Origin of the sequence: Sphingomonas sp. MA1305 (assembly GCF_016107325.1) — a bacterium.
Classification (GTDB): Bacteria; Pseudomonadota; Alphaproteobacteria; order Sphingomonadales; family Sphingomonadaceae; genus Sphingomonas.
Genome location: NZ_RCVT01000005.1, coordinates 198517 through 218703, shown reverse-complemented (window position 1 = coordinate 218703; position 20187 = coordinate 198517). Strand labels below are relative to the sequence as shown.

At 69.3% G+C, this 20187-nt stretch carries 23 protein-coding genes; 3 read left to right on the top strand and 20 right to left on the bottom strand.

Features of this window, described 5'->3' with window-relative positions; translation table 11 throughout:
• The 19 genes from D9601_RS17670 to D9601_RS17580 form a co-directional block, all read right to left on the bottom strand.
• A partial coding sequence (locus D9601_RS17670; RefSeq protein ID WP_198355414.1) for a conjugal transfer protein TraH occupies positions 1-1238 on the bottom strand: 1238 nt, incomplete at its 3' end.
• Positions 1239-1306: 68 nt separating this feature from the next.
• On the bottom strand, positions 1307-2137 hold the full coding sequence (locus D9601_RS17665) for a conjugal transfer protein TraF (protein ID WP_198355387.1): 831 nt from the start codon (positions 2135-2137) through the stop codon (positions 1307-1309).
• A gap of 165 nt (positions 2138-2302) precedes the next feature.
• On the bottom strand, positions 2303-2641 hold the full coding sequence (locus D9601_RS17660) for a hypothetical protein (protein ID WP_198355386.1): 339 nt from the start codon (positions 2639-2641) through the stop codon (positions 2303-2305).
• A gap of 40 nt (positions 2642-2681) precedes the next feature.
• A complete protein-coding gene (locus D9601_RS17655; protein WP_198355385.1) occupies positions 2682-4427 on the bottom strand; it encodes a conjugal transfer protein TraN in 1746 nt (581 codons plus the stop codon).
• Complete coding sequence (trbC, locus tag D9601_RS17650) at positions 4424-5170, bottom strand: type-F conjugative transfer system pilin assembly protein TrbC (RefSeq protein WP_198355384.1); 747 nt, start codon at positions 5168-5170, stop codon at positions 4424-4426. Before trbC ends, D9601_RS17655 begins: the two co-directional genes overlap by 4 nt.
• A 12-nt stretch (positions 5171-5182) precedes the next feature.
• Positions 5183-6172: a conjugal transfer pilus assembly protein TraU gene (gene traU, locus D9601_RS17645; RefSeq protein ID WP_198355413.1), complete on the bottom strand. Its 990-nt coding sequence runs from the start codon at positions 6170-6172 to the stop codon at positions 5183-5185.
• A 26-nt stretch (positions 6173-6198) separates the two neighbouring features.
• Positions 6199-6468 carry a hypothetical protein gene (locus D9601_RS17640; protein ID WP_198355383.1) on the bottom strand — a complete coding sequence of 90 codons (270 nt, stop codon included), beginning with the start codon at positions 6466-6468 and terminating at the stop codon, positions 6199-6201.
• Positions 6468-7124 carry a type-F conjugative transfer system protein TraW gene (traW, locus tag D9601_RS17635; RefSeq protein WP_198355382.1) on the bottom strand — a complete coding sequence of 219 codons (657 nt, stop codon included), beginning with the start codon at positions 7122-7124 and terminating at the stop codon, positions 6468-6470. The genes D9601_RS17640 and traW overlap by 1 nt, the downstream gene beginning before the upstream one ends.
• Positions 7121-7663 (bottom strand): S26 family signal peptidase, encoded by a 543-nt coding sequence (locus tag D9601_RS17630; RefSeq protein ID WP_198355381.1) that lies wholly within the window; start codon positions 7661-7663, stop codon positions 7121-7123. Before D9601_RS17630 ends, traW begins: the two co-directional genes overlap by 4 nt.
• Positions 7644-8303, bottom strand: coding sequence for a TrbI F-type domain-containing protein (locus D9601_RS17625; RefSeq protein ID WP_198355380.1), 660 nt, complete (start codon positions 8301-8303; stop codon positions 7644-7646). The genes D9601_RS17630 and D9601_RS17625 overlap by 20 nt, the downstream gene beginning before the upstream one ends.
• Positions 8296-8658, bottom strand: a complete 363-nt coding sequence (locus D9601_RS17620; RefSeq protein WP_198355379.1) for a hypothetical protein — start codon at positions 8656-8658, stop codon at positions 8296-8298. The genes D9601_RS17625 and D9601_RS17620 overlap by 8 nt, the downstream gene beginning before the upstream one ends.
• 5 nt (positions 8659-8663) lie before the next feature.
• Positions 8664-11252, bottom strand: coding sequence for a type IV secretion system protein TraC (gene traC / locus D9601_RS17615; RefSeq protein ID WP_198355378.1), 2589 nt, complete (start codon positions 11250-11252; stop codon positions 8664-8666).
• A 1-nt stretch (position 11253) separates the two neighbouring features.
• The gene (locus tag D9601_RS17610) at positions 11254-12150 is read right to left on the bottom strand and encodes a conjugal transfer protein (protein WP_332838049.1); all 897 of its coding nucleotides are present in this window, start codon (positions 12148-12150) and stop codon (positions 11254-11256) included.
• Positions 12147-13019: a DsbC family protein gene (locus D9601_RS17605; protein WP_198355377.1), complete on the bottom strand. Its 873-nt coding sequence runs from the start codon at positions 13017-13019 to the stop codon at positions 12147-12149. The genes D9601_RS17610 and D9601_RS17605 overlap by 4 nt, the downstream gene beginning before the upstream one ends.
• The gene (locus D9601_RS17600; RefSeq protein ID WP_198355376.1) at positions 13006-14331 is read right to left on the bottom strand and encodes a TraB/VirB10 family protein; all 1326 of its coding nucleotides are present in this window, start codon (positions 14329-14331) and stop codon (positions 13006-13008) included. The genes D9601_RS17605 and D9601_RS17600 overlap by 14 nt, the downstream gene beginning before the upstream one ends.
• A gap of 2 nt (positions 14332-14333) precedes the next feature.
• A complete protein-coding gene (locus D9601_RS17595) occupies positions 14334-15140 on the bottom strand; it encodes a type-F conjugative transfer system secretin TraK (RefSeq protein ID WP_198355375.1) in 807 nt (268 codons plus the stop codon).
• Positions 15137-15703, bottom strand: coding sequence for a type IV conjugative transfer system protein TraE (locus tag D9601_RS17590; protein WP_198355374.1), 567 nt, complete (start codon positions 15701-15703; stop codon positions 15137-15139). The genes D9601_RS17595 and D9601_RS17590 overlap by 4 nt, the downstream gene beginning before the upstream one ends.
• A gap of 1 nt (position 15704) precedes the next feature.
• Entirely contained in the window at positions 15705-15995 is a 291-nt protein-coding gene (traL, locus tag D9601_RS17585) for a type IV conjugative transfer system protein TraL (RefSeq protein ID WP_198355373.1), read from the bottom strand.
• Between the two features lie 56 nt (positions 15996-16051).
• A complete protein-coding gene (locus D9601_RS17580) occupies positions 16052-16372 on the bottom strand; it encodes a TrbC/VirB2 family protein (protein WP_198355372.1) in 321 nt (106 codons plus the stop codon).
• A 375-nt stretch (positions 16373-16747) separates the two neighbouring features.
• Between D9601_RS17580 and D9601_RS17575 the strand changes: the two genes are divergently transcribed.
• Both D9601_RS17575 and D9601_RS17570 read left to right on the top strand, forming a co-directional pair.
• Positions 16748-17185: a hypothetical protein gene (locus D9601_RS17575; RefSeq protein WP_198355371.1), complete on the top strand. Its 438-nt coding sequence runs from the start codon at positions 16748-16750 to the stop codon at positions 17183-17185.
• 310 nt (positions 17186-17495) lie between these two features.
• Entirely contained in the window at positions 17496-17828 is a 333-nt protein-coding gene (locus tag D9601_RS17570; protein ID WP_232474356.1) for a hypothetical protein, read from the top strand.
• Positions 17829-17832: 4 nt separating this feature from the next.
• Here the strand turns inward: D9601_RS17570 and D9601_RS17565 are convergent, their stop codons facing one another.
• A complete protein-coding gene (locus tag D9601_RS17565; RefSeq protein ID WP_232474355.1) occupies positions 17833-18783 on the bottom strand; it encodes a lytic transglycosylase domain-containing protein in 951 nt (316 codons plus the stop codon).
• Between the two features lie 108 nt (positions 18784-18891).
• Between D9601_RS17565 and D9601_RS17560 the strand changes: the two genes are divergently transcribed.
• Positions 18892-20184, top strand: coding sequence for a hypothetical protein (locus tag D9601_RS17560; protein WP_198355369.1), 1293 nt, complete (start codon positions 18892-18894; stop codon positions 20182-20184).
• The last annotated feature ends 3 nt before the right edge of the window (positions 20185-20187 follow it).

The following is a 20187-nucleotide window of genomic DNA, read 5'->3' as shown; positions in this document are numbered from 1 at the left end:
TTGGCGCGCGTTGCGGTGATCTGCTGGCGCCACTGCGCCGCGGTCTCCTGGTCGGCGGTCTGGTAGAAGACCTTCGCCTGTTCGACCCGGTCGAGCATGTTGTCGACCATCGCATTGAGGAGGTCGACCGCGACGATCTCGGACAGCGTCTGGATCTCGCCGTCGGTCAGCGCATAATGCGCATAGGCCTGCACCGCGAGGATCTTGTAGAGCGGCACCGTCGCCATGTTGAGCAGCTGCTTCTCGGGCGCGGTCAGCGCGGAATCGCTCCTGATCTTGCCGCTCATGCTCTTGATCATCGCCGAGATGCGCGGCCGGAGCGCCGACGCCTCGGCGATGTTGAGCGTCTGCTCGCCGACGTCGGTGCAGGGATCGTTGTTGCACTTGAGGATCTTGACCGTCGGCGCGTTCGCGGTGCCGTCGAGCAGCGCGGTCACCACCGCCTCCTCGGCCGGCCCGTAAATGACGACTTTCGGCCCGGTGTCGCTGCCGGTGGGCGGCGTCGTGACGATGGTGCCGACCAACGTCATGACGTATTCCGAGAAGCTCTGGTCGAACGCGCCGAACTTCGAACTCTTCTTTAGCGCCTCCCAGGTGTAATTGTGCGGCTCGCCGACGAGCTGGTCCTTCATCCGCGGATCGGTGTTGCCCGCGATCGTGCCGTCGCGCTGCCCGCCGTTGTTGCAGCCCTGGCGGGCGGCCGCCCAGTCGGAGAACACGCCCTGGCTGTTGCCGACCGCCTCGCAGATCGTCGAGCGCGTCGTCTCCATCTGTGGCCAGATGCCGCCCACGAGCGCCTGCGCGGTCTCGCAGCTCGAGATATTCATCTGGTTGAGCAGCTGCGCCTTCTGGCTGAACTCGTCCATCACCTTGCCGATTTCCGGCGAGACGCTGTCGATCGCGAGCTTGAAGGCGAACCCCAGCGCATTGTTCGCCGTCGCCTTCAGCATGGCGACGATCTCGCTGGCGTTGATGAACGAGAAGGAGCCCGAGAACAGGTCGATCCCGCCGCAGCCGGCGCGCGCGCTCGGCAGCTGGAGGTTGAACGGACTGACGCTCTTCTGCGGAAACCGCGTCCACACGTTGCCGAGCGAGTAATAGCCGGCCGACTGGCCCTGGAAGGCGGTCGGGCCGGTGACGTTGGCGGCGCCGCCGGCGTCGTTGAAGAAGCTATTCATTTCGGCGCCCACGTCCGCATGGGCGACGTTGATGAGCGCGAAATGCGACGCCGCGACCAGCGCGACGAGGTGGCGAGCACGCCGGCCGAAGCGCGAGCGACGACGCGGGCGCAGAGAATCGTTGGCCATCAATAGTCGCTCCCCACCTTGGTGTTGGTCAGCATGAAGATGCGCTCCATGACCTCGTCGGCGCTGAGGATGCCGTAGCCGACCGGGATCGTGCGCTTGGTGGCGGTGTCGAAGAGCACCAGCGCCGGCGTCTCGTTGCCCTGGAGGCCCATCCGCGCACGCTGGCCGCTGTCTACGACGTAGCGCGGGAAGTCGCGGTTGGGGCCGCCGTCCATCGACACCGCCATGACGGCCATGCGGTGGCTGTCGGCGACCGAGCGGAGGATCGGCGAGAACACCTCGCACGCGGCGCAGCTCTGCGCGAAGAAGTAGAACAGCCCGTAGCGCTTGCCGAGATTGGTGAGCACCTGGTCGCGATCGACCTTTCGGATGTCCAGCCAGGCACGCTTGGCCACCGTGTTGACCGGGCGCTGCAGCGTGTAGTCGATGTCGGGGTTCTGCCAGAGCGCACGCTGCCAGGTGTCCGAGAAAGTCGATGCGCGATCGAGCTGCTCGCGCTGGAAGCGGACATAGGCGACCACGTTCGCCTCGGAGGGATCGAGGATCGCCTTCGCCTTGAGTTCGTCGAGCTCCTGCTTGATCGCCGCCATCCGCTCGGTCGCGCTCGGCTCGGGAACGCTCGACTCGGGGGCGGCCGTCTCCGGCTTGGGCTCGGCCTTCGGACGGGTGCAGTAGAACCACTGCCCCAGCCGGCGCTCCGCGCAGTAGAAGTCATCACCGCGATCCGCCCGCTCGACGCCGGCGGCTTCGGTCGATCGATCCTGCGCGACCACCGGGGGCGTGGGTCCGGCGAGCAGCAACACGAGCAGCGAGAGCGGAGCGAGCTTCATGGCATAATCTCCTCGGCCGACGTCGGCAGGCAGGATGCGGAATGGGGTGGGAGCGGGAAAGACGGACGCGCCTGGTTTGGGCGGATGGGTGCCGTCCGGCGCGCAGCGTAGGCCCGGGCATCAAGCCGGACACGCGATGCCCGGCGTCGCGACTGGCCGGCCGCCTCACTGACCATCGGGCGCATCGTCGAGCTCCCCCTGGCCGAGCCGCAGCACCGTCATCATCAATGCGACGTCGACCAGCCGCGTGCCGTGATCGATCATGCGGATGATCCCGGCCACCAGCGGACGGGCGGCCGCACGCCCCTCGCCGGTCGCAACGAGACGATCGCCTTCGACCGCGAGCCAGCGGGACGCGACCATGTGAGCGATCGGCTCCGCGGCCGTCTCGGGCGCGATCGGCTGCTCGAACCAGCCGCTCACGACCCGCGCCAGCTCGGCGATCTCAGGGGCGCGCCGCGCGCGGAACACGCCCATGAACAAGGCGAGCTCGAGCACCGTCATACCCCAGGCGCCTCCTGGGCCAGCGCCCGGCGCGAACAGGTCATTTGCCGTGTAGGGCATAATAATCCTGGATCTTCTGCTGGATGTCGGAGGCCGCCTGGACTTCGCTCGGGAGCTTCGCGGCATCCATGAAGTCGGCATAGACTTCGGTGAAATCCATTCGGCTGAGATCGAGCCGCGCGAACTCGTCGAGCGTGAAGCCGGTGCACTGCTCCTTCTTCGGGTCTCCCCACGGTTTGCCGAGCTGGGCGCGTCCCTGCTCCTGGAGGATCCGGCTCAGCTTGCTCTCGAAGCAGCAATGGGCCTCCTTCTTGGTGACGCAGATGCCGAGCACCTTGTCGGAGCAATAGGACCCGACCTTGTGGCACAGGCCCTTGTCGTCCTTGCGATCGAGGTCCTGCTCGGCGGCATCGCACAGCCAGGGCGTCAGCAGCGGCACGCCGCGTCCCGAACAGCAGTTCGACAGGCCGAACAGCTTGTGGTGGCAGGTGCTGCGCTGGCCCGAGAAGACGGTCAGGTTGTTCGGATCGAACCCTTTGGACGCATCGTCGACGGCGTGGAGCGCGACCAGCGCATCCTTGAACTCGGTCGACGCTTCGCGGACGATCGGCTCGCAGTCGCCGTTGATGCAGTAGACGTCGTTGCCGCAGATATACTGTTTGGGATCGTTGCCCGGTGCGGCCGGCGTTGGGCAGCGGTAGACCTTCTCCGCCACCTTGCACGGCCCGGAACGAGGGTCATCGAGACAGTCCTCGCGGAGATAGGTGCATTGGCCGTTCGCCGACAGCGCACTGCAATCGTTCGCCGGCGACAGCCGGTGGCAGGTATAGCGCCGCTCCCAGCCCCAGCAGGCCTTGGTGACCGACACGCCGTTGACGGTGCGCGTGATCGGATCGGGGTCGCTGCAGACTTCCTCGGCCAGCTCGCAGGTCTGATTGGCGGGCGCGGCGGCGCACTGGCTCTCGTCGCGCCGTTCGGTGATCGTCCCGCCGACCTGCTCGACCGTGTAAGGCCGCGCGACCGCCGCGCTGTCGCACTCGTAGGTGATCCGCTCGCCCTCCTCGATGTCGGGCTCGGTGCAGAACCGGGCATTGCCCTGGCGGCAGACCGGATAGGAGACGGTCTCGCGCGAACGCTCGCGGCACACCCCTCCCGCCACGGGGGCGACGAAGAGGTTGCCGCAGCGCCGCGCGCTGTTGCTCGGCCGCAGCGTCGCAAACGCATCGCACGTATAGATATATTTCGAGACGCCGGGGGTCGCGTCGACGACGAGCGGCACACGGCACGACGCAGTGCCTTCCTCGACCTTCGTGCCGCTGTTGCACGTCGCCTCATACCAGCCCTGATTGCCCTGCCCCGGCGGCAGCGGCGTGCAGCTGCCTTGCGACGAGCCCATGGTCTCGCCGGCGAGAAACGTCGTCGGATCGTTCTCGACCCCGGTCGCCCGCGCCGTCGTCGACAGGATCTCGGCGTTGCTGAACGTCGGGCGCGTCCGGTCGGCGTTGGTCGCCGCCCGATAGGACTGGTCGGTGCTGGACTGCGCCCGTCCGTCGGCCGCCAGCCGATCGGGATCGTCGAAATAGCCGCTTTGCGGCAGGGTTGTGCCATTATAGCCGGGGACGGCCCGCGCCTGCGCGTCGGATGTGGGAACGAGGGTCTGGTCGGCGCGCTTGCCGGTGGCGAGCGCCTTGCCGGCCTCGCGCGCCTCCTGGATCGTCATCTGCGCTGCACCCGCCCCCATGAGGACGAAGCCGAGCACGAATGCGAGGAGCGATTGCCGGATCACGGGATCTGCTCGCGATGCAGCCGCTTCAGCGCCACCTGCGCGACGCGAGCGCCTGGCCCCGAACCGCCGGCGAAAGCGTCGAGCGCATAGTCGACGCTGACATTGCCTTCCAACCGGTCGTGGGGCGGCACCCTGGTCCGGCATTCGAAGCCGGCGCACAGATCGAAGCTGGACGATACCGCGACGAAGGTCGGAACCGCCTGCACGTCGAACGCACGGAACAGCCGCGGATCGATCCCGATGCTGCTCGTGCTCTCCTTGCCGACGGCTTGACCGAGCCGCGCCACGAATTCCTTGCCCGAGTTGGCCGGGAAGCCGCGGAATACGACTACACCCCCGGCGCGGGCGGTATCGGCGATCAGCGGCTTGAGCGACGCCGGCGGCATCGACAGACTGGCGAAGACGATAAACTGCGGCGCGTCGCCGGACGGCGTCCGGGCGTTCGAGGCGGCGCCCTTGACGATCGCGTCGAAGTCGACCGCCCCGGCCGGGCCCGTCGGCAGGTCGGTGGCCGCGACCCGGCGCAGGTTCGCCATCCCGTCGTCGCGGCTCTTCGCCGCATCCTCGCGAAACGCGTCGCCGCGGTCCTTGACGTGCTGGACGAACGCCTGCGCGTCGGCCTGGAGATCGGCGGCGCGCTTCTTCACCGCCGCGAGGTCGACGCCGTCGACCGTCTGAGCGAGGAGAGCGGAGAGGCCGACCGTGGCGAGGAGGGAGGCGAGACCGAGGGTGGCGAGGCGCATCGTTCTCCTCCGTTAAAAGGCGCAGCAGTTGCGTTTGCGCCAGACGAGATACCCCATGTCCTCGCCTCCGGCGGGGTAGGCGCGGCCGGCATCGGGGGGCAGGGTCGAGGCGCCGATCGCCGAGCAGGCGAAGCGCCCGCTCACGGTCGGGATCGGGTTGACCATCTGGAACCGGTATTGCTGCTTGCGCATGATCGGCATCAGATACTTGGAGCACAGGCCCTTCGAACCCATCGTCCCCCAGGCCAATCCCTCGCGATGGAGCTTGTAGGCGAAGCGCGACAGCGCGAGGCGCGACGACTGGACGTGACCGATCGAGGCGGGGACGTTGCCGTTCAGCGGATACATCGAGCCCTGGCAGCCGGCGCACCAGAACAGCTCGTCGAGCGGGAGATGCGCGGTGCCGGCGATGCAGTCGCCCGCGCAGGCGGCCTGGGCGATCGGATTGGCGAAGACGACCGCTTCCGGGTTGATGATCGCGGTGAGCGAATCGTCCTGCCAGAGCGGATCGAGCTCGGTCATGTAGGCGATGTCGAACGAGGCCTGCTCGAAACAGGCGAAGTCGGTGAGGATCTCCATCCAGTAGAGCAGCGGATAGACGTACCAGTGGACGTGCCACTTGGCGGTAGATTGCGACCGCCCGCCGACCATCGAAGGTCCGGCGAGATAGCCCTGTCCGATGTCGAAGCCGGGCGCGATCCGCATGCCGCCGAGATTGGGGAAGCACCACGGCTTCATGGTCACGTCGGCGAGGCGCGCCGGCTCCCAGAACCCGACCGAGATGCCGATGCGCGGGATCGGCGAGCCGCAGGCGCAGACAGGGAGCACCGGATTCCTGGTGTCGGGTCGGCTGCTCGGCCACACCGGGAGCGCGCCGACCGAGAGCGGGAACAGGCACGACCAGCATACGTCGGTGATCGGATTGACGAACTTGCCCGTGCAAGTCGGCGCCGCCTCCGCCGGCGGCGTGAGCGCCAGCGCCGCCACCAGGAAGCCGAGCATGCCGGCGGCGCGGCGGAGCCAGCGCGTCACGCGCCTTCCCCGATCCGCAGGAGGAACGCGGTGTCGGCGCGGTGCTTGCGCACGAGATAGAGCCCGCTGTGAAGGACCAGCGCCACGAGCAGCCCCAGCGCGAGCGCGGCGGCCCGCTGGCCGAGCCAGGCGTGGAGCGGGCCATACCCCCCGATCGTCGCCGCGGTGAGCAGGCAGAGCAGCTGCCAGCTGCGCCGGAGACGCTTGAGCGCGCGGGTCTCGGGCGCCGCCATCGGCGTGCGCAGAAGGTCGAGCCACAGCGGCATCACCCTTCCCTCCCCTGCGGCAGCACGATCTCGGAGACGCGCAGCACCCGCCCGGCCTGGCTGACCACCGCCGGCACATGGGCGATCCGGAAACGATTGGTGAGCTTGCCCTCCTGATCGAAGAAGAAGCGCCGTTTGCGCGCGGTCATTTCCTCGAACGGCGAGCCCGACACGAAGACGATCTTGGCCTTGAGCTCGGGATAGCGCCGCGTCGCCCAGTCGAGCTGGCGCGGATCGTCGCCGTCGACGAAGACGATGTCCTGGCGCAGACCGACGAAATCGAGCGGGTTGATGCGCTGGCCGGCTGCCGCGATGAGGTTGCCCTTCTGGTCGCGAATGTCGCGCTCGAGCGCGACCGTCGGATCGAACGTCCAGCTGCGCGCCTCCTCGGTCGCGCCGATCCCGGCGACAGGCGCCGGCCGCCGGACCCGTTCCTCCACCCGCCTGGCGAAGCCCGCATTGACCCGTGCCATCTCGCCCGACGCCTGCGCGGCCCGCAGCCGCGACTCGATCGTCGCGAGCAGGTCGGGCTCGGCGATCGGGAACGTCGCGCCGAGGCGGCCGTAATCGCGCGCTTCGGTGCGCTGGGTGGCGACGATGAGCACCGCACCCGCGAGCGCGCCGGCACCGATCAGCGAGGCGAGCAGCCGCCTCACAGGATCGGCGTCCCGGTGCCGACGATCTGCCGCCGGCAGACGAAGCCTATCTCGGCGTAGCGACTATCGAACCCGTCCTTGTGCGGGGTGCCCGCGAAGTAGCAGCCGCGCGGCACCGCGCCGGTCGCGCCCGGCGTCAGCGGCTCGCCGAACCGGGTCCGGGGCTTCATCCGGGCGACGGGGCGGCCGTTGATCAGGACCAGCGGCCCGGCATGGCTGACTATGTCGCCGGGCATGCCATAGACGATCTTGCCGAACGGATGCGGCGATGCTCCGAAGTGCCGGCGCAGCAGCGCGCTCGGCGGCGGATCGAAGAACACATAGTCGCCGCGCATCGGAGTCGCGCCGAGATCGAGCACAAACGCCCAGTTCGGCAGCGATTCCGAGGCATTGACGAGCAGGGCGTGCCGGGCCCGCCAGTCGCCGAGCGCGGTCAGCGCGACGCTGCCGGCGACGAAGAGACCGAGCGCGGCCCACAGCCGCGGCCGCGGGCGCCAGCCCCCGGCGGCGGGGCGGCGATCAGCGGTTGCCGCCGGCATCGGGACCTCCGAAGGTCGCAACGGCAGCCGTCGGCATGGGGGAGGTCGCCGCGGGTGCCCCCGGTTCTGCCACACCGACCGGGGCCGCGGGTGGCAATGGCGCCGTGGGGCCGGCGAAGGCGGGCGCGGCATAGGGACCGGCCGCCGCCGGCAGGGCCTGGACTGCGGCCGCCTGCTGCTGGAGCCGCTGCAGGTCCACCGCCGACGCCTGGTGCGGCAGCGGCACGCCGCTCGCGAAGACCGCGCGCTTCAGGCTGTCGGTGATATCGGGCACGTTCTTGGTGAGGACCGCCTCGCCGACCAGGACGACCTCGCCGCTCGCGCTGCGGCGCTGGATCTCGCGATCGAGCCCGGCCATGAACGCCTTCATCTCGGCTTCGACCTGCGCCGGCGGGGCCGCCGACCGGGCCTGGGCGGTCACGTACTCGCCGACGATGCTCGACAGCCGCGCCGAGACGATCCTGTCCTGATGGGGGCTCGCCAGCGACCGCGTCACCCACATCGCCCAGATCGCGGCGCCGAGGAGCAGGACGCCGACCAGCAGCTGTGCCCGCGTGAGGCCGGCGAAGCCGCGCGCCGCCGCCGGCGTCGGTTGGCGCGGAAGGGGTGGCGGCAGGTCGAGTTCGGGTTGGTCAGCCATGACGGGGGCTCCGATCGTCGGCGGGCGGGAGAAGATGGTGGCGGCGCAGGACGATGATCGCCGCCGCGAGCAGCGCCTGCGCGACGAGCACGATCGTCTTGAACGACGCGACCCGTGCAGCATCGGCGTGGACGTAGCGGTCGGCGAGGTTCGCTAGCTGCGCCATCATGCCGTCGAGCGAGAACCCGCCGAGCGCGAGGAAGAGAAGCACGAAGCAGCCCCAGCTGAGGAGCAGCGTCGATGCGACGAAGCCGAGCGCGCGGAGATAGAACCAGGCAAGGAAGCGCAGGTCGATCGCGGGGCGCGGGCGATGCCTACCCGAGGATGCGGGCACGCGCTGGAGGACGGTGGCCATCGTTTTCACTCCGCCGCGACCGCGGCCGGCTCGTCGGCGGCGGTCCATTTCTCGGGATTGTCGGGGAAGGCGATCCGCTCGATCGCCTCGTCGATCGCGAGGCCGTCGGCGACCATCGCCTCGATCGCGGCGAAGGTGCGCGGACTCGAGGAGAACAGCGCCGCCGAGAACGGGTCGAGCACGAGGCGGCCGACCGCGAGGGTCTCGGGACCCTTGATCATCACATCCGAATATTCGAATCCGTTGCGCTTGAGCGAACGCAACAGCGCATCGGTATAGTCGTCCATCTCGAAGCGATCGTGCTTCTTGAAGTCGGCGATCGTCTCCGGCTTCTGCTGGAGGATCATGAACCAGTCGCTGTTCTCGAGCGCTGCGATCGAACCCGCCGACCGATAATAGTCGTTGAGCGACTGGGTCGCGGTGACCAGCGCGGCGCCGTATTTGCGGCAGGTGCGCGCATAGGTCTCGATGAACTCGGCCATCGCACCGCCGCGCAGCATCTGCCACGCCTCGTCGAGGAGCAGCGCCTTGGGGATCGCGCGATCGACCTTGCGCATCATCTGCTGCGACATGAACATGATCGCGGTCAGGACCACCGACCGCAGTTCCTCGCGCGAGGAGAGGTCGGACAGCTCGAACACGGTCAGCTGCGCCTTCAGTTCGAACGAGACCTCGCCCTGGAAGAACTTGCCGTAGGTGCCGGTCGACGAGAACGGCAGCATCGCGATCGCGAGGTGCTCGGCGAGGTCGTTGCCGATGCCCTGGAGCGCGGCGATGACATCGTCGATCGAGCCGCGCCGCCCCTTCGCCTCCCAGACCCGGTTGACCGCGGCGTCGATCAGGCCGCGCTCAGTGTCATTGAGCCGGTCCATGTGCCGCGACATCTGGTTCACGATGGCCTTGAGCATGGCCATGCAGTCGAGGAGATAGTCCTCGTCCTCCTTCGCCTGCTCCTCGTCGATCATGGAGAAGGGGTTGAGGCAGAAGCCCGAGCTCATCGTGAACTCGACGAAGGCACCGCCCTGCAGCTTCGCCGAATGCTCGAACGAGCGCCCGTCGTCGATCACCACGACCTTGGCACCGGCGCCGCACAGCGAGGCACAGAGCTCCTGGAGCGCGACCGACTTGCCCGAGCCCGACTTGCCGAAGACCGCGACATTGTGGTTGCCGGCGGCATTCTCGAACGGCGACCAGAAGAAGGGCTGGCCGCGGCGGCCGATCAGCAGCAGGTGCGGCGTATGGCCGCCGAGATATTCGCCCTGCAACGGCGCGAGATTGGCGGCCGTCGTGCTCAGCAGCGTCCGCATCCGCTTCATCCGGGCGAGGTCTTTCGCCAGCCCGTTGGCCATCGTCATGGGCATCGCGCAGAGCAGGCCCATGATCTGGAGGTAGCGGTCGTCGAGCAGGTCCCAGCCCGCCGCGCGATACACCGACTTCAGCACCCGCTCGTTGGCGTCCCCCCTGCCCTTCGGCGAGAAGCTCGTGACGCTGTAGAACAGCCGGACGAGCTTCCTGCCCTGCCGGATCTCGTCGTTGACGTATTTCCACTCCTGGCTCTGGTCGCGCAGCTGCGGCAGGAAGCGCGCCGACTTCGAATCCGCGAGGCTCGTCGTCCGCATGAACTTGAAGCCGGCCTTGCTGGCGAGCGCCTGCGCGTCCGGGAATTCGAGACAGAGATTGGTCGCGACCGGGCACGGCATGCGCAGCTTGTCGGCGAACATGTCGCCGATCAGCCGGGCGCAGTCCCAGGGCGCCCAGCGCTGCGGCAGGTTGCGGACCGAGAAGGAGCGGACGTCGAAGGTGTCGGGATAAACCTCGCCGATCTCGGGCGCGCCGCCGACATCGCGGCCGGTCGGGCGGAAGCGCTCGGTCCGCAGCAGGATCCGGTCCGGGTCGATCCGCATCTCGATGTCGCGCCGCACCGCCTGGTCGGCGATCGGGTCGAACGGATTGTAGCTGACGACGTCGTCCCCGGCAGCCGTCGTCGGCGAGGTGATGTCGTCGATCCAGCCGATCAGCGCGACCGGGTCCATGCGCCGTGCGGCGACGCCGATCGAGCCGAGGCAGGAGATGAGACCCTCCATGACCGAGACGATCTCCTCGGTGCCGACGCTCGAGCCTTCGGGCGTGGAATAGGAGATCGCGACACGGTGGTTGCGCAGGCAGAAGGGCGCATCGGCCGACAGCGTCTCCCAGACCCCGCGGGTCAGGAAATCCACCCGGTGCTTGGCCATGCGCTCGTAGACGCCGCTCGCCGAGTAGCGCGGCAGATACCATTTCGAGAGCCGCTCGCTCACGCGCGGGCTCATCCAGTTGTGGAACTGGAGGCAGCCCGGGCTCGGGATCGCCTCGGACAGGAACTGGGTCAGGATCTCGCCGGTCCGCTCGTCCGCCCCGACCAGCGCCGCCGCCTCGATGACGAAGCCGCGCGACGCGCTGTTGTAGAAGATGCCGGTCTTGGGATCGTAGCTGCGGTAGGGCAGCCAATGCGCGAGCATCGGCACGCCGAGGTCGGGGCGGTCGCCCTCGGGCCGCGCGGTATCGCCGACCGCTCCGGTCAGCAGGCGATCGACCAGGCCGGATGCGCCGCCCATGTCAGTTCTCCTCGTTCGTCACGCCGGGAAAGCTGGTCGCGCGCATGACCGGCGTCCCTGCGGCAGCGCTCGCCGCGGTGCGGGCGGCGTCGGGTGCGGCCGTCGCCGCGCTCTTCCATCGCGGGTCGCCCCGCACGCGGGCGGCGGCCGCCTCGGCCGAAAGCGCCGGCGGACGCGCCGGCGCGGCGGCAGCGGCCGGCGCGACCGGTACGGACGATCGGGGCTGCGGGACGACGGTCTGACGGGCGACCGGCGCCGGCGACGCTCCGGCGATCACCCGGCGACGCGGACGCGCGGCGAGCCGCGCCGCGACGTCGGTCTTGATCGCCTCGACCGGGTCGGGCCTACGGGCGCGGGCCGCGGCCACCGCGGCCGGGTCGGGCAGGTCCGGATCGACCGCGGCCAGGGCGACCGGCGGATCGCCGCGCTCGACCGCCTCGGCGAGGCTGACGGCCGGCTCGCCGGGACGGAGCGCAGGCGAGACCGGCAGTGCCGCTTCGGCCGCCTGCCATTCGCCGCGGACCACCGTTCGGACCGCACTCGCCTCGTGGAGGCGACCATAATCGTCGATATAGGGCTGGAACACGATCCGCAGCATCCGCTCGCTCGACCGGCTGACACCGGCGGCGGGTTGGGCGGGGCGGGCGGCGGCGATCGCGCCGCGCCGCGGTTGCGCCGCCGGCGGCTCATAGGGTCCGGCGGGGATCGCCATGTCGCCGGCTTCGCCCGAGATCATCGCCAGCGCGCGGTCGTCGATCGTGGACGAGGGCGCGCAGACTCCGGCCGGGGCCTGGCAGGAAAAGCTGCCCTTCACGTTGCCGCCGAACGTGGCGCAGCCGTTCAGGAGCGCGAGCGCGGCGAGCGAGGGAACGAGCGGCGCGACGCGGCGGGCAGTCACGACCGGGCGCCCTTGATCCAGGCCTGCAGCACCTCTTTGGGTCGGTAGCCTTCGAGCACCTCGCCATCGCTGCGGACGATCACGGGGGTGGCGCCGAGCCCGTGCGCGCGCGCGAACCGTTCGTTGGCATCGAGCCCGCCGGTGTCGCACGCCGCGACCCGCTTCACCGGCTCGCCAGCATAGGCGGCGTGGAGCGCCTCCTCCCGGTTGCGCGCGCAATAGACCTGGTCGGCGAGGTCGCGGCTGCCAAGGACCGAGATTGGCCGCTCGACCACCCGCACGTCCATGCCGCGCAGCACGTTCGACAGCGCGCGGCAGTAGCCGCAGCGGAAATCGGTGAAGACGGTGACGGTGCGCCCGCCCGGGTTGCCCCAGACGATCGCCCCCTCCTTGGGCAACCCGTCGAGCGAGAGGATCGCGGGCCGCGCGGCAGGCGCCGCTGCCCCGGCCGCCGCGACGCGCCGGACCGGCGGGCCGCCGTCCTCGTCGCCGGTCCGGCCCGCGGCATTCGCCCTGGCGGCGCCGCCGACGAGGAGGTCGGGATTGATCTCGAGCAGCCGCGCGGCGGTCAGGTCCTGGCGCGTCTGCATGTCGTAGACCCGGCCGATCACGAGGTAGCGGGCTCCGGTGTCGACGTAGAAGAGGTTGGCGCCGGCGGTTACTTCGCACAGTCCCGCGACCTTGGTGCAGTCGACGTGGGACAACGCGGTTTTGGGCAGCCGCGTCTTGAGCAGCGTCGCTACCTTCGTGTCGAGCGGCGCGCGCAGGTTGGTGGCGAGCGCCACCCCGGCGAGACCGCCGACGGCGGCGGTGACCGCGAGGATCGCGGCGCGCACGCGCATTCGGCGCGGACGGTCAGTTGCGGACATAGACCCCCTCCAGGAAAACGATTTCGACGTCGATGCCGGTCGGCATCTCGATGACGGGCTGGTACTGCTCGGCGCGCTCGATCAAATATTTGGAGACGTCCTTGCCGGACTCGGCGGCGCCGGCGCCGAGCGCGCGGAGGCCAACCGACCCCAGGCTCGGTGTCCGGCTCAGCGCCCCGTCGCCGTCGCGGCTGAACGTGGCGAGCGGCTGCTGGAACGCCGAATTAAGCGCGTTGCCGCCACCGCTGACCAACCCGGCGAGGAACGCCTGCATGGTGAGCGCGCCTTCGCGGCTGACCACGCGGCCCCGCACGCCGGTCTTGCCGCCGAAGGCGATGAAGCCCTTGACCTCGGACACCGCGTAGCGGCCGCCGGGCTGCGGGCAGGTCATCTTCTGCAGCTTGACGTAGACCTTCTCGCTCGAGAGATCGCCGCGCGCCGCGCCGTTGACCAGGCAGCCCTGGATCTTGGTCATCAGCAGCTTGCCGTCCTGATAGACCGAGCGCGCCGGCCCCGTGACACGCAGGACGACCGGCAGCGGATCGGACTGGCTGTTGACGCCGGCGCTCGCGTCGACGCCGACGACGACCTTGGCCGAGGCGAAGCTGTTGGGCGGCAGGTAGTCGGGGCTGTCCGAATAGACCGTCGTGCCCTTGCCAACCTTGGAGGCGGTGCCGCCGTCCCCGGTCTGGAAGCTGACCATCTTCACTTCGGCGCCGTGCACATCGGCGGGCGCGGCACCGCCGGCGGCATCGGGACGCTGGTAGGCCGCGACGCCGCCCGGGCCGTACATCGCGCTCGGCCCCGGGGTTGGCGGCGGCGCTGCCGCCGAGCGGTCGGCGACCTGACGGCGGAGCTGCTCGTTCTCGGACTGGTAGGCCGAGAGCACGCGCTGGCCATCGGCCTGCATCGCCTGGTTCTGCCCGCGCAGCGCCTCGATCTGGGCGGCGAGCTGGTCGACCCGGCCCTGCTGGCCGTTGACCGCCTTCAACTGGTTCTCGGTCGACTGGAAGCGGTTCTCGGACAGCGCCATCCACTCCTGCTGCGACAGGTTGCGGTTGACCATGTCGGCGGTCGAGACCTCGACCTTCTCGGGTCCGTTGGGGTCCTTCACCTTGCGCTCGTCGTCGCCGCCGAAGATCCAGAAGGAGGAGAGCAGCAGCCCGACCCCGCCCGCGCCGGCGAGCAGCATCCGCTGCTTGCGCCGCACCGCCTCGTTCGCGCCGAGTTCGCCGCCGACCGGCGAGACGTCCGCGCCCTCGCCGCCGTCGAGCGGCTTGCGCCGGCGATTGAAGATGTCCGAGAAGGCCATGGCTACCTCGCGTTCTGGGAGACGAGGTAGGCCGTGGTGACCTTCCCCGGGGCGAGCTTGGGCTCGGCGATAGTGACGGCGAGGGCGCTGGCCGGCGCGACGGTCTGCTCGGTGAGCTCGACCGGGCCGTCACCGGTGTTCTCGATGCGCAGCACGCGCCCGGTCAGGTCGCGCCCGCGATATTCGGCGATCATCTGGACCTTGAGCTTGCCGACGAACACCGGGCGGAGGCTGCGCTGGCGCATCTCGTAGCCGTCGGCGACGCTGTTGGCGTACATCGCCTGCACGAGCCCGACGGCCGCCTCCTGCGGCCCGACCGGCGCCGCGGCGGCAGTGCTCGCCGGCGCACTCTTCTCCTTGGCGATCGTCGGATTGGAGACGAACACCTGGACCGCCTGCTCGCCGGCGATGCGGCAGACGAACTTGTAGACGTAGCCGCGCTTGCTGGTCGCGAAGAACGAGAGCGCGGTCTTGCGGAAGCCCTCAGGGACCGACAGGTAGATGTCGCCGCGCACCGGCTCGTTGACGACCGAGAAGTCCTCCTGCGGGCTGCCGGTAGTGATCTTCGAGACGCTGGCGAACCCGTCCTCGACCAGGCTGATCCGGGTGAGGTCCTTGGCCGACGCCTGGCAGTCGACCTGCGCGCTGTCGGCGGCGACCACCGTCTGATCGGCATGCGCGGGGGCGGCCCAGAGGAAGATCGCGGCACCGATCAGGCCGGCGCCCATCAGCCGGCTGAGCCAGCAGAAGACGCGGGTGACGAGGAGGCCGCCGGCGAGCGCGCAGCCGGTCGCGAGTGCGGGCGTCATCGGCCCTGCTCCTTGCCGGTCCTGACCATGCCGAAGCCGATCAGGCGCAGCGACAGACCGGTATATTCCCAGGTGTAGCGGAAGGTGCGCCGCTCGTTGCTCACCACCTTGTCGCCGACGACGGTGTGGAGATCGCCGCTGACTTCCGAGGTGAGGTGGGCGGGGTCGATCTCGAGCGACTGGATCGTGAAGAACTGCGCGATCGAGGAGCCGCGCTGCTCTTCCAGGATCTTGAGCAGGTCGGCCTTGACCTGCCCCTGGGTGCGCGGGCTGGTGATCGCCAGCACCTGGCTCATCCAATAGTCGAGGTTCTGCGGGCTGCGATCGAGCGTGAGGACCGCGACGTCGCGCGTCACCATCTCGAGATAGTCGCGGCTGACGCCCGAGCTGCTGATCGTCACCGGCGAGCGCAGGACCGGCTGGAGCACCACTTCGCGGTCGCGCGACATGCCGAGCAGCGCGAGGAGCGCGGTCACGCCGGCGAGCGCGGCGGCGACGATCACCAGCAGGTTCCGCTGCCGGAGGACGCGCTGGTTCAGCGCGTGGCTGTAGCTGAGTTCCATGTCACCCCGCCATCAATCGAAGGTAGGAGGGTGGCGTGGCCTTCAGACCGGTGAAGCCGGCCGGAAGATGCCAATAGGCGAGATGCAGCAACCAGGACGCGGCACGACCAGCCTTGGCTTTCTTCAGTCCCCACCAGCCGGTGAATGCCATCACCATGCCGACGAGAATGTGCTGGGTCATGATCCCCCAGACGAAGGGGCAAACCATCGCCAGGAACTCATCCAGGGTCCACAGCCCGATCAGCTCGGGATCATCCAGATGAGACGGGATCGCGTACTTGTCGCCTGCCATTCACCACCCCCAGGTCCGGCGCGGGGCTGCCACCCCGTCCGGCCCGTTCCGTTGCGTCAGATCGTCGCCGTCACCGTCGAGGTGACGATCGGAATGCCCGTCCCGGCGCCGACACCGACGCCGACCGGGATCGCGATCTGGCCCATGGAGAAGCGGCCCGACGCCAGCGCGACGATACCGCCCGCGAGCGACAGCACGGTGATGACCTTGCCGCCCGACCCTTCGAGGAAGTCGGAGAACTTGGTCAGTGCCGTGTTGAAGGTGGTGTCGGCACCGGCATAGGCCGGCCCCGCGAACCACAAGAGCGCGAACAGGAGAACGGCGAGCGCGAAGACCGCCGTTTCCATGCGCGTGCCCTGCCTCAGCAAGGTTTGCATTGATGCCTCCCTGATTGGAGGCGCGGCCTGTCCGCGCCCAAGGAGAGTTGGCGCCGCGATCCGGGAGCCAACAATGCGAAACCCGGCGGAACCTTTCGGTTCGAGGCGCTTTATGCAGATCGACCCGCGTTGCGTCGCTCCCATGCGAGACGCCCGTCCCGGCCACGGCCCATTCCGCATCACCAGAGTGACAAGGCGTCCCGGATCCGTGACGCTCGGCGCCACGAGCGAGACATTGCCGCGCGGTCGAAGCCTGCATAGGTTCCGCACCGTCCGATCGAGTCGCGCGCGGTGGCGCGCATCACGGCGCGACGGCGGGTCGCGCAGCAACGTCCAGGTGAAAGAGGTCGGATGCCAGCGTTCCGCACCGCTCGAATGATCGAAGTCTCCGAACCGCTGTTCCGGCTCGTGACCGAGGGGGTCCGGCTCCACTCGAACGAGGTCGTCGCGCTTTCCTCGCTGGCAATGCTCGTCGAAGCGCGCCGCCGCACCTTTCTCCTGTCGCTGCGACGGCACGAACGGGCGACGTTGCAGGCCCATTTCGCCGCGGTGCCCAGCGCCGGCGTCATCCGCATCGACCTCGACCTGTCGCCAGCCGCCGCCGACTGCCTCGCGAAGGCGCGCGCCTGGCTCGCCGCCGAGCTGGCGATGGAGGCGAGCGCTGCCGATGCGCTGTCGGCGCTGCTCTTCGATTACGCGGTCGAACGCGCCGCCGCGCGGATGCTGGAGCGCCTCGAAGCAGACAGCAGTTCAGCGCAAGGCGGCGCCGTGCCGGGCGGAGACGACTCGGCGAAGCCGATCCCGATCAGATAGTTACGTTTCCGTTATCGTCCGATCTGGATGTATAAAATTGTTGCTCGATCTTGAGCCTGTTGGTTACCTTTGAGGCCGAATCGGTCCGGGGGTAATCATGGCGTCCGTAGCGTGGGCGCAGGAACCTCTCCGCGTTGACGACGCGGACGGGTGTTCCCGCGTCGAAGATCGCTGGGTGGGTTATGTGTCGCTCATCCAGCACGAAATGGAGGCTCAGCATCTGAGCCTCCGCGCACTCGAGCTCAAATCGCGCGTCAATCGGGCGCGCCTCGGTCGCATCCTCCATCGCGATGCGTCGAAACGGCATCCGATGACGTTGGCCGAGTTCCAGGCGCTGCTCCGCGCCCTCGACATCGATCCGTTCGAGGCGATGGTCGCGGTCGAGCTGAACGACGATCTCGCCATCGCGCAGGACGAACGCTTCGCGAAACTCGCGGTGATGCTGTCCACCCTCTTCCGCGGTCTTCCGCAGCGGCTGATCGCAGCGCTCCACGACCTCGACGGGATGGACGGCTCGGAGATCCGCCAGGAGTGGGGCACCTATTTCCAGAGTGCCGTCGTCAACCGGATGGTGCAGGAGATCGGTCAGATCCTGGAACGCCGCGCCCGCATGTCGGCGAGTTCGGACCCTTTCTCCTTCTAAGCCGCTAACGGAAGGCCAGCAGCGTCGCCGAGCGCGCGAGGTTCGCCCGCGACGCCGTCACGTCGCTCGTCAGCCGGCGCGCGGCGACCGACTGCTCGAAGCCGCTCAGCCGGCCCCAATTGCGCAGGATATCGTCGACATAGGCCCGCGTCTCCGGGATCGCAGGAACCGCACCACGCACCCGGCCCGGACCGGCATTATAGGCCGCGAGCGCGAGATGATATTGGCCGAAGCGATCGAGCTGGCTGCGCAGATAGCGCGCGCCGCCGCGCAGGTTCTGCATCACATCGTAGCGGTCGACCCCGAGCTCGGCGGCGGTGCCCGGCATGAGCTGGGTCAGGCCGAACGCCTTCTTGGGCGAGACGACGACGGGATCGTAGCGGCTCTCGCGGATGATCATCGCGTCGAACAGCCCGACCGGCAGGCCGTAGTCGCACGCGATCCGGCTCATCATGCCGTAGAAGTTCAGCCGACGGGCCTCGGCGCCGACCGCGAGAAATCCGCTCGGCCGATAGGGCCGAGCGTCGCACCCCGGCGCGAAGCTGGTGCTCGACACGGCAGGCATGGTCACCGCCTGCATCCAGCCGGGGATGCCGACCACGGCAAGCGAGACGCCTGGTACGGTGCCGGTGAGGCTCGCACGCTCCTGCACCCTGAACGGATCGCCCGCCGCCGCCACGGCAGGCGCGCTGCCCTGCAGGCGCTGCGCCATCTGGAACTCGACCCAGCGCCGGCTGAGGTCGTGGGTCTGGAAGCCCGGCGGCGGAGCCGCCATCGGCTCCGGCGCGGCGTCGCCCGAGCCGACGTCGGCCGGCGCGTCGGACGTTGGCGGCGGCGGCGTCATCGAGATCAGCTGAACCGTCCGCACCGGCCGGTGCGCGATATGCGTCCGGGCCGCTGCCGGTGCGGCCGCGACGATCAGTCCGACCAGGAGAATGGACGATTTCATCGGCATGGTGGCCCTCCCCGAGCGTTCACAGGACCAGTCGGTCCGTCGAGAAATCGCTTGTCAAGCGCGGAAAGGTCGATCGAGACTTTGCGCGAAAGGGAGGCGGGGCGAGTCATGTGGCTGGTCCGACGGGATAGCGATGGGACCGGCGCGGGGCGGATCGAGCTCCCGGATGTCCTGCGCGCGGCGCTGGTCCGCTGGTATGTCGGGCGGGGAACGCGCGACGACGAGGAGGCAGGCATCGCGCTCGTGCAGCAAGCCCGGATCGGGGCGCGCTGGATCGCATGCGACTGCCTCGCCGGCGATGTGCCGCCGCCGATCCTGACGCCGGCGTTCCTCTCGGAAGCGGAGACCTACTACCTCCGCCGCCTGACCAGCGCGAAGCGACCCGAGCACCAGGCAGATTGCCCCTTCTTCCGCGATCAGGTCACGCACCGCCTGAGCGAGGTCCGCCATCCCGACGCGCCGGCCGACCCGCCCGACGGTTGGTTCGAGGTGCTGAAGCCCGCGCCGGAGAAGCTGGCGCAGCGACCCGACGAGACCGCGAGCGACGATCGCACCCGGCAGGCATCGATCCCGCGGCTCGCGCGCCTGTTATGGCGGCTGCTCGACAATGCCGGGCTCAACCGCTGCTCGCCGCTCGCCGACGAACGCGAGACGGCGATCGGCGACCAGTTCCGGCGGCTGGCGACCGCAGCGGCGCGGGTCGAGGTGGCGCCGGGGATCGAGCTCGGGCGAGTGCTCTGGACGCATGCCGCTGCGCTCCATGGTCGGCGGACGTTCGCCACGCTCCGCGCGCTCGCGGATCGCTGGCCCGCGGGGCATGCACCGCAGGGCTTCATCACGCTCTTCGCCACCAGCTTCCGGGGTTCGGAGATCGTCGTGTCGGGCGGCGATCCCGTCCGGATCGCGAACCGGATCCAGTCGCCGTCGACGCGCGCCAACCCGATCGACGGGCCGTTCCTCGTGATCGTGGTGGTCGGCGAATATCCCGAGGCGCACGGCTACGCGCCGCTCCGGGCCTACGCGCAGCCGATCTACTCGGGCCATCGCTTCATCCCGGTCGACACCGCGTTCGAGCGGCAGGCGATCAAGGCGCTGCTCGCCGCCCGGCGCTCGCTCGACCGGGCCGGCATCGACCTCGTCCTCGAGAAACCGATCTTCGACCGACTGACCCCGCTCGGCAGCTGTCGCCCCGATTTCCTCGTCGAAGCGCGCTCGCGGCTTACCGGGGAGATCAAGCTCGTCGCGATCGAGGCGCTCGGCAAGCCAACCGGCGAGCGCCTCGCGATGCGCAGGGCGGCGCTGGCGCCGCTGCGCGATGTCGTTCCGGTCATCGAGATCGCCGAGGAGCACATCACCCGCGGGCAGGTGGGAGACCTTCTAGCAGCGGGCCTCGACTTGTGATCG

What these genes read in the sequence shown, in the direction of transcription:
- D9601_RS17665 (WP_198355387.1), bottom strand. Translation starts at nt 2,137, where the DNA reads ATGAAGCTCGCTCCGCTCTCGCTGCTCGTGTTGCTGCTCGCCGGACCC.
- D9601_RS17660 (WP_198355386.1), bottom strand. Translation starts at nt 2,641, where the DNA reads ATGACGGTGCTCGAGCTCGCCTTGTTCATGGGCGTGTTCCGCGCGCGG.
- trbC (WP_198355384.1), bottom strand. Translation starts at nt 5,170, where the DNA reads ATGCGCCTCGCCACCCTCGGTCTCGCCTCCCTCCTCGCCACGGTCGGC.
- traU (WP_198355413.1), bottom strand. Translation starts at nt 6,172, where the DNA reads ATGCTCGGCTTCCTGGTGGCGGCGCTGGCGCTCACGCCGCCGGCGGAG.
- D9601_RS17640 (WP_198355383.1), bottom strand. Translation starts at nt 6,468, where the DNA reads ATGCCGCTGTGGCTCGACCTTCTGCGCACGCCGATGGCGGCGCCCGAG.
- D9601_RS17630 (WP_198355381.1), bottom strand. Translation starts at nt 7,663, where the DNA reads ATGCCGGCGGCAACCGCTGATCGCCGCCCCGCCGCCGGGGGCTGGCGC.
- D9601_RS17625 (WP_198355380.1), bottom strand. Translation starts at nt 8,303, where the DNA reads ATGGCTGACCAACCCGAACTCGACCTGCCGCCACCCCTTCCGCGCCAA.
- D9601_RS17620 (WP_198355379.1), bottom strand. Translation starts at nt 8,658, where the DNA reads ATGGCCACCGTCCTCCAGCGCGTGCCCGCATCCTCGGGTAGGCATCGC.
- traC (WP_198355378.1), bottom strand. Translation starts at nt 11,252, where the DNA reads ATGGGCGGCGCATCCGGCCTGGTCGATCGCCTGCTGACCGGAGCGGTC.
- D9601_RS17605 (WP_198355377.1), bottom strand. Translation starts at nt 13,019, where the DNA reads ATGTCCGCAACTGACCGTCCGCGCCGAATGCGCGTGCGCGCCGCGATC.
- D9601_RS17600 (WP_198355376.1), bottom strand. Translation starts at nt 14,331, where the DNA reads ATGGCCTTCTCGGACATCTTCAATCGCCGGCGCAAGCCGCTCGACGGC.
- D9601_RS17595 (WP_198355375.1), bottom strand. Translation starts at nt 15,140, where the DNA reads ATGACGCCCGCACTCGCGACCGGCTGCGCGCTCGCCGGCGGCCTCCTC.
- D9601_RS17590 (WP_198355374.1), bottom strand. Translation starts at nt 15,703, where the DNA reads ATGGAACTCAGCTACAGCCACGCGCTGAACCAGCGCGTCCTCCGGCAG.
- traL (WP_198355373.1), bottom strand. Translation starts at nt 15,995, where the DNA reads ATGGCAGGCGACAAGTACGCGATCCCGTCTCATCTGGATGATCCCGAG.
- D9601_RS17580 (WP_198355372.1), bottom strand. Translation starts at nt 16,372, where the DNA reads ATGCAAACCTTGCTGAGGCAGGGCACGCGCATGGAAACGGCGGTCTTC.
- D9601_RS17575 (WP_198355371.1), top strand. Translation starts at nt 16,748, where the DNA reads ATGATCGAAGTCTCCGAACCGCTGTTCCGGCTCGTGACCGAGGGGGTC.
- D9601_RS17570 (WP_232474356.1), top strand. Translation starts at nt 17,496, where the DNA reads ATGACGTTGGCCGAGTTCCAGGCGCTGCTCCGCGCCCTCGACATCGAT.
- D9601_RS17565 (WP_232474355.1), bottom strand. Translation starts at nt 18,783, where the DNA reads ATGCCGATGAAATCGTCCATTCTCCTGGTCGGACTGATCGTCGCGGCC.
- D9601_RS17560 (WP_198355369.1), top strand. Translation starts at nt 18,892, where the DNA reads ATGTGGCTGGTCCGACGGGATAGCGATGGGACCGGCGCGGGGCGGATC.